The sequence below is a fragment of the Bordetella sp. genome (assembly GCF_051960075.1).
Classification (GTDB): domain Bacteria; phylum Pseudomonadota; class Gammaproteobacteria; order Burkholderiales; family Burkholderiaceae_B; genus Bordetella.
Genome location: NZ_JBQCER010000067.1, coordinates 1 through 13,855, shown reverse-complemented (window position 1 = coordinate 13,855; position 13,855 = coordinate 1). Strand labels below are relative to the sequence as shown.

The window sequence follows — 13,855 nt, the reverse complement described above, 5'->3', positions numbered from 1 at the left end:
GGCAATGGTACTCCCGGCCCGGAGGTATAGTGCAACGCATCATTTTTCCCGTTCCCAAGACAGGCAGGAGTTCCGCATGCCCTCATTATTCGATCCTCTCGTTGCCGGCGATCTGGCGCTGGCCAACCGTGTCGTCATGGCGCCGCTGACCCGCAACCGTTCGCCCAACGCCGTCCCCAAGCCCATGACCGCGACCTACTATGCCCAGCGCGCCACCGCCGGTCTGCTCATCACTGAAGCCACGGCCATCTCGCACCAGGGCCAGGGCTACGCCGACGTGCCGGGCCTGTACGGCGCCGATCAGCTCGAGGGCTGGAAGCGCGTGACCGATGCGGTGCACGCGGCAGGCGGGCGCATCGTCGTGCAGGTCTGGCACGTGGGCCGCGTCTCGCACACCTCGTTGCAACCCAATGGCGGCGCGCCGGTCGCGCCCTCGGCCATTACGGCCAACTCCAAGACCTACGTCATCGACGCCGACGGCAAGGGCGCCTTCACGCCGACCTCCACGCCGCGCGCGCTGGGCATCGAAGAGCTGCCCGGCATTGTGGCCGACTATCGCAAGGCGGTCCGCGCGGCTGTCGATGCGGGCTTCGACGGCGTCGAGCTGCACGCCGCCAACGGCTATCTCATCGACCAGTTCCTGCGTTCGAGCAGCAATCATCGCACCGATGCTTACGGCGGCTCGATCGAGAATCGCGCGCGTCTGCTGTTCGAGGTGCTCGACGCCATCACCGACGAAATCGGCGCGGGCCGCGTCGGCATCCGCATTTCGCCGGTGACGCCGGCCAACGACGTCAGCGATCCGAATCCGCAGCCGCTCTTTGATTACGTGGCGCAAGGCCTGGCGCGCTACGGCCTGGCCTATGTCCATGTGATCGAAGGCGCCACCGGCGGCGCACGCGACTTCCAGCAGGGCGATGCGCCTTTCGACTATGCGGCGCTGAAAGCGGCCTACCGCCAGGCCGGCGGCAAGGCGGCCTGGATGGTCAACAACGGCTACGACGGCGCGTTGGCCGAAAAAGCGGTGGAAAGCGGCCAAGCCGATCTGGTGGCCTTCGGCAAGCCCTTTATTTCCAACCCGGATCTGGTACGCCGCCTGCGCGAAAACGCAGCCCTGAACGAATGGGATCAATCCACGTTCTACGGCGGCGGGGAGAAGGGCTACATCGACTACCCGACGCTGAGCTAAATTTCGGCTATAATCTTGGCTCTTTAGCGCCCGTAGCTCAGTTGGATAGAGTACTTGGCTACGAACCAAGGGGTCGTGGGTTCGAATCCTGCCGGGCGCGCCAGATTTCTCGTTGAGAAGCAGTGACTTGGGCGGTTTGCAGACGAAAGTCTTCAAACCGCTTTTTCTTTGGGCCGGCGGCCTGGCGCCGGCGTTGCTGCGTTGCCGGCGATACGCAATTGGCTAAGATAGGCCGGGTTATCGATTCAACGACATGACATGACCGACAGCGCGCGAAACCCGCCCTGCGGCATCGAGGAGGAAGCAGGTATGGCAACGGAAAAAGTGGCGGTCGTGACCGCCGGTGGCAGCGGCATGGGGGCGGCTTGCGCTCAGAAGCTGGCCGCAGACGGTTTCAAGGTGGCGATTCTTTCGTCCTCGGGCAAGGGCGAGGCGCTGGCGGCGCAGCTTGGCGGCATCGGCGTCACCGGCTCGAACCAGTCCAACGACGACCTGGCCCGGCTGGTCGATCAGACGCTGACCCGCTGGGGGCGCATCGACGTGCTGGTCAACAGCGCCGGGCACGGGCCGCGCGGTTCGATCCTGGAGATCTCCGACGAAGACTGGCATCGCGGCATGGATACCTATCTGATGAACGTGATCCGTCCGACGCGGCTGGTCACCCCGGCCATGCAAAAGCAGAAGTCCGGCGCCATCGTCAATATCTCGACAGCGTGGGCTTTCGAGCCCAGCAGCATGTTCCCTACCTCTGCGGTGTTTCGGGCGGGGCTGGCCTCGTTCACCAAGCTGTTCGCCGATACGTACGCTGCGGAAAACATCCGCATGAACAACGTCCTGCCGGGCTGGATCGACAGTCTGCCGGCCACCGAAGAGCGCCGCGGCAGCGTACCCATGCAGCGCTACGGCACGAGCCGGGAAATCGCGGCTACGGTGGCTTTTCTGGTGTCGGAAGGCGCCGGATACATCACGGGACAGAACCTGCGTGTGGACGGCGGATTGATGCGGTCGATTTGAGCGCCGCCTATCTGAGCAGGCTCCCCAGCATATCGCTCAGGCGGCCTGCCAGCGCCTTGCGCCAGTGCGGCGCATCCTTAGCGCGGCACAGCGATTCTTCCCACGCATACACAGCCTGTATTGTCTGGTAGACCGCCCAGGGCAGGGGTTCCGGCTCCCAGCGGCGCACGGTGCGTAATGCGCCGGGGCCGCGCAGTGCCCAGGGCATCCGGGTCAGTTCGGTGTCGCGCTCCAGGATGAGGTCGGCCAGCGTTCTGCCGAACAGATTGGATGCGCCGACTCCGCCGCCGCCGTAGCCGCCCGCCATGGCGATGCCGGCGCCGGGATCCATCAGCGCAAACGGCGAAAATTGCCTCGCCATGCCCATGGTGCCGCCCCACCCATGGGTGACGCGCACGCCTTGCAGGTCGGGGAAAAGGTCGTACATCAGCTGTTTGCGAATGGCGAACTCGGGTTGATCCAGAGAAAAATCGCTGCGCGGCCTGGCGCCGAACCGGTATGCGCCACGAGCGCCGAAGATCATGCGCCCGTCGGACGAGCGCTGGCCGTAGGTGATGAGCCTGCCGCCGTCGCTGAAGGCGGGCCTGTCCTGCAGCCCGATGGCGTCCCAGCGCGCGGCGTCCAGCGGCTCGGTTGCCACGATGAGGCTCTGCACGGGCAGCAAATAGCCGCCATAGCCTGCGAGCGTGCCGCAATAGCCTTCCAGCGCGAGCACGACGACGTTCGCGCGCATCGATCCGTGTTCGGTTTCGATGCGTCGCTGTCCGACCCGCCGCACGCGAGTCTGCTCATAGAGCCTTACGCCTTTGCGCTCGACGGCCCGGGCCAGGCCGCGCACCAGCTGCGCCGGATTGACGACGGCGCAATGCGGCGAATAGATTGCGCCGTAAGGCTTGCGCAGGCGCACCTGCCGCGTCAATTCATCCGCGTCGAGCCAGCGGTAGTCGCTTTCGTCATGTCCGGCCGCGTACAGACGGGCGAGCAGGCTACGCTGCAGATCGCGCTGCTCCGGATAGCGCGCCGCCGCGAACAGAACGCCGCCGTGATGAAAGCCGCATTCGATGCCTTCGTCCTGCAGGATGCCGTGAACGTGATCGACGATGCCGTGCAGGAGCCGGTAACCCGCGCGCCTGATAGGCTCTGGCAGGCCCGCCAGGTATTTGTCTTCGCCTGCCATGCTGCCCTTGAGCCAGCCGCCGTTGCGTCCCGAAGCGCCGTAGCCCGCCGTTTCCGCCTCGACGACCGCGATCGACAGATCGGGAGCGAGCGTCTTCAGGTAGTAGGCGGTCCACAGGCCCGTGTAGCCTGCGCCGACGATCGCGATATCGACCTGCGCATCGGCCGTCAGCGGCGGCCTGGGGCCTATGCCCTCGCCGAGCGCATCGAACCAGAGACTCACTCCGCTGTAGTCGTTAGCCATGGTTTTCTCGTGCTGCGCCGCGCGTTCCCGGGTTCAAGAGTCTGCATCATAGTGAAGCGCCGGGTCTCGGGTAACGTCCATTTTGGAATTTTTCTCCATGCCATCCGCGCATCGCAGTGGTCACATAGATCTATTCATAATGGCCCTTTTTGACCATCCATTACCGCTGTCTAATGGCGGCTCGACACCGAGCATAGGAGCACGATCATGTTCCGTATTTCCCAAGCTGGAGTGGTGCTCGCCGCGCTGAGCGGCGTGATGTTGTCGGTAGGGAGCGCGCAGGCAAGCGACTTGACCATCGCCTCGTGGGGCGGCGCTTATCAGAAGGCGCAGAGCGAAGCGCTCTTTCAGCCCGCAGCCAAGGCGCTGGGCATCAAAATCAAGGAAGTCACCTACAACGGCATGGCCGATGTGCGTCTGCAAGTGCAGACCGGCGCCGTCACCATGGACGTCGTCACCGGGGGCACGGGCAGCGCGGCGCACGCCGGCGCGGAAGGCCTGCTCGAGCCGCTCGATTACAAGGTGATCGACGCGTCGCATTTCTATCCGGGCATGGCGACCAAGTACTGCGTGGGCGGCGATGTGTTTTCCAATGTGTTTGCCTACAGCACGGCAAAGTACGGCGCCAATCCGCCCAAGACCTGGGCCGATTTCTGGAACGTGAAGAAGTATCCCGGCAAGCGCGCCTATCGCGGCGGCGTGGCGGGCGCGCTCGAGCCTGCGCTGATGGCGGACGGCGTGCCGCCCGATCAGGTGTACAAGGTTCTGTCCACCGACGCGGGGCTCAAGCGCGCGATCGACAAGATCCGGCAGCTCAAGCCGTATATCGCGGTCTGGTGGACCTCCGGTGCGCAGCAGGCCCAGCTGATGAAGGACGGCGAGGTCGACATGACCACCGGCTGGAACGGCCGTTTCGACGACATAATCAAGAGCGGCGCCAAGGTGGCCTACACCTTCAATCAGGCCATTTACGACAGCGATTGTTTCTCGATTCCCAAGGGCGCGCCGCACAAGGCCGAGGCTATGCGCTTCCTGGCCGAAATCAGCAAGCCGCAATACCAGGCCGCGCTGACCAAGTACATCACCTACGGTCCGACGAATCAGGACGCCTACAAGAACGGCCTGATCTCCGATGCCGTCGCCAAGACGCTGTCGTCCGCGCCTGCAAACGCCGCCATGCAGATACCGCTGGATGCGAGCTGGTACGAGAAGAACGAGGCGAAGGCGACCGCCCTATATCAGGACATGATGCTGCACTAGGGCCTGCTGGGCGTCGAGAGGATCTAGACTATGTCGAGGCTGGCCCGGCTTGCCGGGCCATGAACTTTGCGCTGCGGGCAATAACGAGGAGAGCCTGGCGTGACCGAGAAGATGAAGGCCGCTGCCGTGCCCATTGCGATCGAGGGATTGACCAAGCGCTACGGCGCGGCCGTCGCGCTCGATCATATCGATCTCGATGTGCGCAGCGGCGAGTTCCTGACGCTGCTGGGCCCGTCCGGCTCCGGCAAGACGACCTTGCTGATGGCGCTGGCCGGCTTCGTCAGGCCCGACAGCGGCAGCGTCAGGTTCGGTGGTGTCGAAACGATATGCACACCGCCGCACAAGCGCGACGTCGGCATGGTGTTCCAGAGCTACGCGCTGTTCCCTCACATGAGCGTAGCCGAGAACATCGGCTTTCCCCTCAGGCTGCGCAAGGTGCCGCGCGGCGAAATCGCGCGCCGTGTGGAGCAGGCCCTGGAAACCGTCGAGCTGAGCGGGTTCGGCGCGCGCGGCGTTGCGCAGTTGTCCGGCGGCCAGCGCCAGCGCGTGGCCCTGGCGCGGGCCATCGTCTTCAATCCCGGAATTTTGCTGATGGACGAGCCGCTTTCGGCGCTGGACAAGAAACTGCGCGAGCACATGCAGGTCGAGCTGCGTCGCCTGCATGAGAAATTGGGCATGACAACCGTCTATGTCACGCACGACCAGCGCGAAGCACTGAGCATGTCCGACCGCATCGCGGTCATCCATCGCGGCAGGGTGATGCAGATCGGCACGCCCGGCGAACTCTACGAGCAGCCGGCCAATCGGTTCGTCGCCGATTTCATCGGCGAATCGGCCTTTCTGCCCATCGAGGTGCGCGACGGAGTCGCGTGCTATGCAGGCCGGCCGCTGCGACTGCAGGCCGGCGCCGATGCCTGCAAGGACAAGCTGCTGATGCTGCGCCCCGAGCGCCTGAACGTCGTGACCGCAGCGGCAGATGCCGACATGAACGTGTTCTCGGGCACGGTATCGAGCCTGGCATATCACGGCGACAGCTATCTGCTGCAGGTCGCGCTGGAAGGAGGCGCCAGCATCAGTGTGCGCGGCGTGTGCCGGGGTCATGCGTCGGCGAGCATGCCCCGCAAGGGCGATGCCATCACGCTGGGCATGCATCGCCAAGATACGGTCCTGGTCGCCGATGCCTAGCGCCGCGCTCAATCCGGAACTCAATGCCGACCGGCTGCGGCGCGCGGCTTTCAAGGAACGCCTGGCGTTGTTCGGCCTGTGCTCGCCGGCCCTGCTGCTGGTGATGGTGATCGTCGTCGTTCCGGCGGCCTGGCTCTTCTGGCTCTCGTTCATCGGCCAAACCGGTGCCCTCTCGCTGGAAAACTACCAGCGCATGCTCGACAATTCCGCCTACGCGACGATCTTCTGGCTGACGATCAAGGTTGCCTTTCTTACTACGACCCTCTGCGTGCTGGCCGGCTATCCGCTGGCCTATTTCCTGTCGCAAGTGCCCGCCAAAGTCGCGAATATGTGCATGATCGCCGTGCTGGTGCCTTTCTGGACATCCCTGCTGGTGCGTACCTATGCATGGCTGATCCTGCTGCAGCGGCACGGTCTGGTCAACGACCTGGGGATGGGCCTGGGGCTCTGGCACGAACCGCTCACCCTGGTGAACAATCTGGGCGGTACGCTGGTGGGCATGAGCCACATCATGCTGCCGTTCATGGTGCTGCCGGTGTACGGCACGATGAAGGCCATAGACCGCGACTACCCCAAGGCCGCCGCCGGTCTGGGCGCCTCTCCCGTCGATGTCTTCCTGAAGGTGTTCCTTCCGCTGTCGCTGCCCGGCCTGTTCGCGGGCATGCTGATCGTGTTCATCATGTGTCTGGGCTTCTATGTGACGCCCGCCATCCTGTGCGGCGGCAAGATCATCCTCGTGTCCATGGGCATCGCCACGAACATCCAGCTCTTCTTCAATTGGGGCGCCGCCAGCGCCCTGGGCGTGGTGCTCTTCGGGTTGACGCTGCTGATCCTGTTCGGCGCTTCGTTCGTGATGCGCGTCGACCAGATGTTCGACAGAGGGCACGTGCAATGAAGGCCTGGCTGAGCCGCCCCGCATCCGATACCCAGATCACGCACAGACAGCGGCTGTGGCTTTATGCGCTTGCCGCGCTGGTGATGCTGTTTCTCGTCGCCCCGACCCTGATCGTGATTCCCATGTCTTTTTCGGGTTCGCGCTTTCTGGAGTTTCCGCCCAAGACCTGGTCGCTGACCTGGTACCGGCATTACGTCGATTCGGCGGAGTGGATGCAGGCGACACTGGTGTCGTTCAAGGCCGCATTCCTGACCATGCTGCTGGCGACCGTCACAGGCGGCATGGCCGCCTACGGCCTGGCCAGGTCCAGGGTGCGCATGGCCAGGTGGATCTATCTGATGCTCATCTCGCCGATGATCATCCCCGTCATACTCCTGGCGGTCGGAGCCTTCTACGTCTACGTCAAGCTGCGCCTGCTCAATACGCTGACCGGCCTGGTGCTGGCGCATTCGGTGCTGGCCATTCCCCTGGTGCTCATCGTGGTGGGCGCCGGGCTCAAGAGCTTCGACGCCAGCCAGGAAATGGCCGCCCGCAGCCTGGGCGCCACGCGCTGGGAAGCTTTCCGGATGGTGACGCTGCCCCAGATCCGATTTTCGGTGCTGACGGCGGCCCTGTTGTCGTTCCTGGCGTCGTTCGACGAGGTCGTCATGGCGCTGTTCATTTCCGGCGGCGACAACGCCACGCTGACGCGCAGCATGTTCGATGCCCTGCGCGACCAGATCGACCCGACGATCGCGTCGATTTCGACAATCATGATCTGCGTGTCGTCAGGGCTGATGGCGCTGGCTCAGGTCCTGCGCAAGCGCCGAGACGGCTGAGGCCGCAGACTTTCCAGCACCTGAGCCAGGCTTTCCACCCCGGACTTGATCTCGGCCGGCTTGACCGCGCTGAACCCCAGCACCAGCCCCCGCATGGCGATGGGCTCGATGCAATAGCGCCCGAGCGGCGAAACCGAGATGCCTCGCTCGCGCGCAAGCTCGCAGACCCTGTCTTCTTCGAGTCCTTCGGCAAGGCGGCCTATGGTGTGAAAGCCGGTCTCGGTCGGCTCGACCTGCAGCAAGCCCCCGAGGCGCTGCGTCGCGGCGTCGATCAGCGCGTCGTGCCGTGCCGCGTAAACCTTGCACATGCGGCGGATATGGCTGGCGAAGTGTCCCTCGTCCATGAAGTCGGCCAGCACCGCTTGCAGGCTGGTGGGCGCGCCATGCAGGAACGCCCCGGAGATCTTGCCGAAGACGTCGACCAAGATGGGCGGAACGACGCAATAGCCCAGGCGCAGCGCCGGCGACAGCGATTTGCTGAAGGTGCCGACGTAGATCACGCGCTGGCTGGCGTCCAGGCTTTGCAGCGTAGGAATCGGGCTGCGCCGATAGCGGAATTCGCCGTCGTAATCGTCTTCGAGTATCCATGCATCGTTTTGCTCGGCGGCCTGCAGCAGCGCGATGCGGCGGGCGAGGCTCAGCGTCGCGCCCATGGGCTGCTGGTGCGAAGGGGTGACGAAGGCAAGCCGGAAATACGGCGCACGCTTCAGTCCCTCTTCGACGCACAGGCCTTCGCCATCGACGGGTACGGGAACAATATCGATGCCGTGGGCGCTCAGGCTGTTGCGCGCGCCGATGGCGCCCGGATTTTCGAACCACGCCTTGTCGCCAGGGTTGAGCAGGACCGCGCAATTGAGGTTGAAGGCCTGTTGCGCGCCGCTCACGATGAACACCTGCTCGGGCTCGCAGATCAGCCCCCGGTTGGCCCGCAGATGATTGGCGATGGATCGGCGCAGCGGAAAATAGCCTTCGGGATCGCCGTAGCCCATGACCACGTCGCGCTTTTCGCGGTAATGGCGGGAGATGAGCCGGGACCACTGCGCCATCGGAAAGGAATCGAACGCCGGCATGCCGGTCGTGAACGCCTTTTTCTCGTGCGGAATGCGCGGCACGAAGCGGCTCATTGCCTGCTCGATGTCGCGCGACAGGCGCAGGTTGTCGCGCCGGCGGGCCAGCATGGCCGACGACGGCGCGGGCAGCTTTTGCAGATGCGAGCCCAGGGTCTCGCAGACAAAAGACCCCGCGCCGGTGCGCGAGTCGATCAGGCCTTCTTCGGTCAGGCGCTCGAAGACGTAGTTGATGGTGGTGCGCGAGACGTCGAGCTCCAGGGCCAGCGTGCGGCTCGAAGGCAGGCGTTCGCCGGCCCGCAGCACCTCCGAGAAGATCATCTTGCGGATGGCGGCATAGATCTGGGTGCTGATCGTCTGCGACGATTTCCGGTCGATGGCGATGGAGGCCAGCAACGCGCCGCCCGCGATTTTCACCATGGATGCCTTCCCGAAGTGGTATCTCAATTTATCCAGAATGGATATTAACGGCAGACCGCTCGTTGCTTACCATTTTGCGCATGGTCTAACTCTGGATTCGATGCCGGAACCGGGGATCTGCCAACAGGCCCTGGCGGGCCGCTCTGCCATTGCCACTATGAAAATCCAAAGCATAGAAACTTTCAGTACCCCGGACGTGAGCCTGGTGCGCGTGCGCACGGACGACGGAGCGCAGGGATGGGGGCAGCTGTCGCCCTACCACGCCGACATCTCCGCCACGGTGCTGCATCGCCAGGTGGCGGTCCATGCGTTGGGGCAGGACATCTCCGCGCTTTCCGGACTGGACGATCTGCTCGACCGCATTTACGAGAAGGAATACAAATTCCCGGGCTCGTATATGTGCCGGGCGCTCGGCGGGCTGGACACGGCGATCTGGGATCTGCACGGCAAGCTGCAAGGCAAGAGCGTCTGCGAGCTGCTGGGCGGCACGCCGCGGCCCATCCGCGTCTATGCCTCCAGCATGAAGCGCGACATCACCCCCGCGCAGGAAGCCGATCGCTTTCTGCGGCTGCGCGACCGTCACGGCTACGATGCCTTCAAGTTTCGCATCGGCTCTGAATGCGGCCGCGGCCGCGACGAATGGCCCGGCAGAACCGAGACGATCATCCCCACCATTCGCACCGCGCTGGGCGAGGAGGCGGATCTGCTGGTCGACGCCAACAGTTGCTACGGGCCGGATCAGGCGATCGAGGTAGGCCGCATGCTGCAGGCGAACGGCGTCCGCCATTTCGAGGAACCCTGTCCGTATTGGGAGCTGGACTGGACCCGTCGCGTGACTGAAGCGCTTGCGCTGGACGTGACGGGCGGCGAGCAGGACAACAACCTCGCGCTGTGGAAACACATGATCGAATCGCGCGTGGTCGACGTGGTGCAGCCCGACATCTGCTATCTGGGCGGCATTGCCCGCACGCTGCGCGTAGCCAGGATGGCGCAGGCCGCCGGCCTGCCATGCACGCCGCACTCGGCCAATTTGTCGCTGGTCACCATCTTTACCCTGCATCTGATGGGCGCGATCGAAAACGCCGGTCCCTATGTCGAATTCTCGATCGAAGAGTCCGACTACTACCCTTGGCAATACGGCATCTATTCGGAATTTCCGGTGGCCAGGGACGGCAAGGTGCAGATTCCACAAGGACCGGGCTGGGGAGTGGAGATCAATCCCTCATGGCTGGAACGCGCCGACTACCGGATAAGTCGGGTCGAATAGCGCAGGCGCCGACTCTGTTTCGCGCAAAGGAAAGCCGATCATGAAACTCGACGAATATGTCCAGCAGGCGCTGCGCACCGGCACCTTGCCCGATCTGCCTGACCGGCCGTACATCGACGGCCGCTGGTGCGCGCCGGCTTCGGGCGAATGGATGGAAGCCCTCGACCCGGGAACGGGCAGACCCTTTGCCCAGGTCGCGGCGTGCGGCCGGGTCGATGTCGATATCGCCGCCGAATCCAGCGCGCACGCGTTCAAGAATGTCTGGAGCCGCGTCGATCCCGCGGAGCGCGCCCGGGTGCTGCGCCAGGGGGCGGCCATGGTCCGCGCGCACGCCGACCGCCTCGCGGTGGTGGAGACGCTCGATTCGGGCAAGCCCTTGTCAGAGTCGCTCGACGACGTCGAAACCGCGGCCCGGCTGCTGGACTATTACGGCGGCGCGGCGGACAAGCTGCAGGGCGACGCGATTCCGCTCGGCAACAAGTTCGTTTCCTACAATTCGCTCGAGCCGGTGGGCGTGACTGCGCACATCGTGCCCTGGAATTTCCCCCTGTTCACCATGACCCGGGGCGTGGCGCCGGCCCTGGCGGCAGGATGCACGGCCATCGTCAAACCGGCCGAAACCACCTCGCTCACGGCCTTGATGCTGGCGGACTTGCTGCATCGGGCGGGGTTGCCCGAAGGCGTGTGCAACGTGGTCACGGGTACGGGCCAGGCCGTCGGCGATCCGCTCAGCCGTCATGAACACGTGCGCCACATCACGTTCACGGGGTCGGTTGCCACGGGCAAACAGGTCATGCGCAACGCGGCCGACCATGTCGCCAGCGTCACCCTGGAGCTGGGCGGCAAGTCGCCGGCCGTGGTGCTGGCCGACTGCGACCTGGACCATGCCGTGCAGGACATGCTCGAGGCCATCTATCTGAACGCCGGCCAGGTGTGCTCTGCGGGATCGCGGCTGGTGATCGAGCGGCGCGTGCACGAGGCATTTCTGGAAAAATTCATCGCCAGGACGCAGGCGCTGACCTTGGGCCATGGCTTGAAGAACCCCAATATCGGCGCGATCAATTCTCTGCGGCAACTGGACCGGATCGCCGGGATGGTCGACGGCGCGAGGGCGCGCGGCATCCGTGTGGCAGCAGGAGGCGAACGCGCAGTCGATCCCGACAGCGGCTCGGGCTGGTTCTTCAAGCCGACCGTCCTGGACGACGTGCCGGCCGAGGACCCCGCCGCGGTCGAAGAAATTTTCGGGCCTGTCCTGTCCGTGCAGGTGGTCGACGATGCGCACGAAGCGCTGGCGGTTGCCAACGATTGCGACTACGGCCTGGTTGCCTGCGTTTATACGCGGGACATCCAGAAAGCCCTGAGCTTTGCGCGGGACATCGATGCCGGTCAGGTCAGCGTCAATCAATACTTCGCCGGAGGAATCTACACGCCGTTCGGCGGCAACAAGCTGTCGGGCTTCGGTCGCGAAAAGGGCCTGGAGGCCCTGCGCAATTACTGTCGCGTCAAGAATGTGACGCTGCGCATATGATCGGGCATGGCTGATTACGATTACGTCATCGTCGGAGCGGGCTCGGCGGGCTGCGTCCTGGCCAATCGCCTGAGCGCGGACGGGCGCCACCGGGTACTGCTGCTCGAGGCGGGCGGCAGCGACAGGCGCTTCTGGGTCCAGGTGCCCATCGGCTACGGCAAGACCTATTACCAGCAGGCCGTCAATTGGCGCTACACCACGCAGCCGGTGCCGGGGCTGAACGGACAGCCCAGTTATTGGCCCCGCGGCAAGGTGCTGGGCGGATCCAGCGCCATCAACGCCATGGTTTATATACGCGGCAATGCGCTGGACTACGACGCGTGGGAGCGGGCCGGCAATCCGGGCTGGGGCTACAAGGACGTGCTGCCGTACTTCATCCGCTCGGAAACCAATGCGCTGGGCGCGGGGCCTTATCACGGCGACAGCGGGCCGCTTTACGTGGCGGACGTCGCGCGGGACCTGCATCCGATCTGCCAGGACTTCATCGAGGCGGGCCGTCAGGCCGGCCTGGACCGCAATCCCGACTTCAACGGCGCGCGGCAGGACGGCGTCGGCCCTTATCAGCTGACGGTCAAGGACGGTCTGCGCATGTCGACGGCCCGGGCGTACTTGCACCCGGCCATGGGCCGGCCGAATCTGCACGTGCTGACGCATGCCCATGTCACCAAGGTACTGTGCGAGGCAGGGCGCGCGACCGGCGTGCAATACGAGCGCGGCGGCCGGCGCCTGCGAGCGATGGCGAACAAGGAGGTCATACTCTGCGGCGGCGCCGTCAATTCGCCGCAATTGCTTCAGCTCTCGGGCATCGGGCCCAGCCAGGTCCTCTATGCGGCGGGCATCGCCATCGTGTGCGAGAGCCCCGCGGTGGGCATGAACCTGCAGGACCATATCGGCGTGGACTACCTGTTTCGCAGCCGCAAGAAAACGTTGAACGACGAACTGCATCCCTGGTGGGGCAAGCTGGCGGCAGGGTTGCGCTACGTCGCGCTCAGGCGCGGCCCCCTGAGCCTGAGCGTCAACCAGGCCGGCGGCTTCTTCAAGACGACGCCGGATCTGGCGCAGCCCAATATGCAGTTGTATTTCTCCCCGGTCAGCTACACGCGGGCGGCGCCCGGCACGCGCCCCTTGATGAATCCCGATCCATTCCCTGCCTTCCTGCTCGGCGTCTCCAATTGCCGCCCTGCGTCCCGGGGCTACGTGCGCGTGCGCTCGGCCGATCCGTTCGAGTCCCCCGAGATCCAACCGAACTACCTTTCCTGCAAGGAGGATATGGACGAACTTCTGCTGGGCGTGCGCTTCATTCGCGAGCTGGCCCGCATGCCCGCGCTCGCGGCGATCATCGAGGACGAACTCCGACCTGGCAGGCAATGCCGGACCGACGACGCGCTGATGCGGGATATCCGCGAGAACGCCTGGAGCGTTTTTCATCCGTGCTCGACATGCCGCATGGGCCCCGACCCGGATACGTGCGTGGTCGACCCGCGCTTGAGGGTGCATGGCATCAGGAACCTGCGTGTCGCCGACGCCTCGGTTTTTCCGTCCCTGGTGTCCGGCAACACCAACGCCGCGGCCATCATGGTCGGAGAGAAAGCGGCCGACCTCATCCTGTCTCGGGGTGAGGAAGACGAGGCCTAGGGAATTCCATAGACAGCGCGTCAGGCGGCTAAAGAGTCGTGTATTGTTGACCCTGAACAAAATTAAAACAAATGTAAACGGGGGATAGATGTATTAGAACAACCGCATGGTGGACGAACCCGCCAACCAGAACACAACGAAACCATTAGAGCTTGTG

At 64.5% G+C, this 13,855-nt stretch carries 11 protein-coding genes and 1 tRNA gene; 10 read left to right on the top strand and 2 right to left on the bottom strand.

Annotated elements, in window-relative coordinates; all coding sequences use genetic code 11:
* The first annotated feature begins 76 nt into the window (after positions 1-76).
* The 3 genes from ACTHJ1_RS11125 (at position 77) to ACTHJ1_RS11115 (ending at position 2,203) form a co-directional block, all read left to right on the top strand.
* Positions 77-1,189, top strand: coding sequence for an alkene reductase (locus tag ACTHJ1_RS11125; protein ID WP_440192078.1), 1,113 nt, complete (start codon positions 77-79; stop codon positions 1,187-1,189).
* A gap of 26 nt (positions 1,190-1,215) precedes the next feature.
* Positions 1,216-1,292: transfer RNA gene (locus tag ACTHJ1_RS11120), tRNA-Arg, on the top strand.
* Positions 1,293-1,498: 206 nt separating this feature from the next.
* Entirely contained in the window at positions 1,499-2,203 is a 705-nt protein-coding gene (locus tag ACTHJ1_RS11115; protein ID WP_440192076.1) for an SDR family oxidoreductase, read from the top strand.
* 7 nt (positions 2,204-2,210) lie between these two features.
* Here ACTHJ1_RS11115 and ACTHJ1_RS11110 read toward each other — a convergent pair whose 3' ends face one another.
* Positions 2,211-3,623: an NAD(P)/FAD-dependent oxidoreductase gene (locus ACTHJ1_RS11110; RefSeq protein WP_440192074.1), complete on the bottom strand. Its 1,413-nt coding sequence runs from the start codon at positions 3,621-3,623 to the stop codon at positions 2,211-2,213.
* A 207-nt stretch (positions 3,624-3,830) separates the two neighbouring features.
* Between ACTHJ1_RS11110 and ACTHJ1_RS11105 the strand changes: the two genes are divergently transcribed.
* The 4 genes from ACTHJ1_RS11105 (at position 3,831) to ACTHJ1_RS11090 (ending at position 7,781) form a co-directional block, all read left to right on the top strand.
* Positions 3,831-4,883, top strand: a complete 1,053-nt coding sequence (locus ACTHJ1_RS11105) for an ABC transporter substrate-binding protein (RefSeq protein ID WP_440192072.1) — start codon at positions 3,831-3,833, stop codon at positions 4,881-4,883.
* A 99-nt stretch (positions 4,884-4,982) separates the two neighbouring features.
* Positions 4,983-6,068, top strand: coding sequence for an ABC transporter ATP-binding protein (locus ACTHJ1_RS11100; RefSeq protein WP_440192069.1), 1,086 nt, complete (start codon positions 4,983-4,985; stop codon positions 6,066-6,068).
* Positions 6,061-6,963: an ABC transporter permease gene (locus ACTHJ1_RS11095; RefSeq protein WP_440192066.1), complete on the top strand. Its 903-nt coding sequence runs from the start codon at positions 6,061-6,063 to the stop codon at positions 6,961-6,963. The genes ACTHJ1_RS11100 and ACTHJ1_RS11095 overlap by 8 nt, the downstream gene beginning before the upstream one ends.
* Positions 6,960-7,781, top strand: a complete 822-nt coding sequence (locus tag ACTHJ1_RS11090) for an ABC transporter permease (RefSeq protein WP_440192059.1) — start codon at positions 6,960-6,962, stop codon at positions 7,779-7,781. The genes ACTHJ1_RS11095 and ACTHJ1_RS11090 overlap by 4 nt, the downstream gene beginning before the upstream one ends.
* Here ACTHJ1_RS11090 and pdxR read toward each other — a convergent pair.
* Positions 7,751-9,268: a MocR-like pyridoxine biosynthesis transcription factor PdxR gene (pdxR, locus tag ACTHJ1_RS11085; RefSeq protein WP_440192056.1), complete on the bottom strand. Its 1,518-nt coding sequence runs from the start codon at positions 9,266-9,268 to the stop codon at positions 7,751-7,753. The genes ACTHJ1_RS11090 and pdxR overlap by 31 nt on opposite strands.
* 157 nt (positions 9,269-9,425) lie before the next feature.
* Here pdxR and ACTHJ1_RS11080 point away from each other — a divergent pair, with 157 nt between their 5' ends.
* Genes ACTHJ1_RS11080 through ACTHJ1_RS11070 form a run of 3 tightly spaced genes read left to right on the top strand, consistent with a single transcriptional unit; the run spans position 9,426 to position 13,698 of the window.
* Positions 9,426-10,535 (top strand): mandelate racemase/muconate lactonizing enzyme family protein, encoded by a 1,110-nt coding sequence (locus tag ACTHJ1_RS11080; RefSeq protein WP_440192054.1) that lies wholly within the window; start codon positions 9,426-9,428, stop codon positions 10,533-10,535.
* 40 nt (positions 10,536-10,575) lie between these two features.
* Complete coding sequence (locus ACTHJ1_RS11075) at positions 10,576-12,063, top strand: aldehyde dehydrogenase family protein (protein ID WP_440192051.1); 1,488 nt, start codon at positions 10,576-10,578, stop codon at positions 12,061-12,063.
* Between the two features lie 6 nt (positions 12,064-12,069).
* Entirely contained in the window at positions 12,070-13,698 is a 1,629-nt protein-coding gene (locus tag ACTHJ1_RS11070) for a GMC family oxidoreductase (protein WP_440192048.1), read from the top strand.
* Positions 13,699-13,855: the final 157 nt, after the last annotated feature.

Coding starts and splice junctions, on each gene's coding strand:
- ACTHJ1_RS11125 (WP_440192078.1), top strand. CDS start 77: ATGCCCTCATTATTCGATCCTCTCGTTGCCGGCGATCTGGCGCTGGCC.
- ACTHJ1_RS11115 (WP_440192076.1), top strand. CDS start 1,499: ATGGCAACGGAAAAAGTGGCGGTCGTGACCGCCGGTGGCAGCGGCATG.
- ACTHJ1_RS11110 (WP_440192074.1), bottom strand. CDS start 3,623: ATGGCTAACGACTACAGCGGAGTGAGTCTCTGGTTCGATGCGCTCGGC.
- ACTHJ1_RS11105 (WP_440192072.1), top strand. CDS start 3,831: ATGTTCCGTATTTCCCAAGCTGGAGTGGTGCTCGCCGCGCTGAGCGGC.
- ACTHJ1_RS11095 (WP_440192066.1), top strand. CDS start 6,061: ATGCCTAGCGCCGCGCTCAATCCGGAACTCAATGCCGACCGGCTGCGG.
- ACTHJ1_RS11090 (WP_440192059.1), top strand. CDS start 6,960: ATGAAGGCCTGGCTGAGCCGCCCCGCATCCGATACCCAGATCACGCAC.
- pdxR (WP_440192056.1), bottom strand. CDS start 9,268: ATGGTGAAAATCGCGGGCGGCGCGTTGCTGGCCTCCATCGCCATCGAC.
- ACTHJ1_RS11080 (WP_440192054.1), top strand. CDS start 9,426: ATGAAAATCCAAAGCATAGAAACTTTCAGTACCCCGGACGTGAGCCTG.
- ACTHJ1_RS11075 (WP_440192051.1), top strand. CDS start 10,576: ATGAAACTCGACGAATATGTCCAGCAGGCGCTGCGCACCGGCACCTTG.
- ACTHJ1_RS11070 (WP_440192048.1), top strand. CDS start 12,070: ATGGCTGATTACGATTACGTCATCGTCGGAGCGGGCTCGGCGGGCTGC.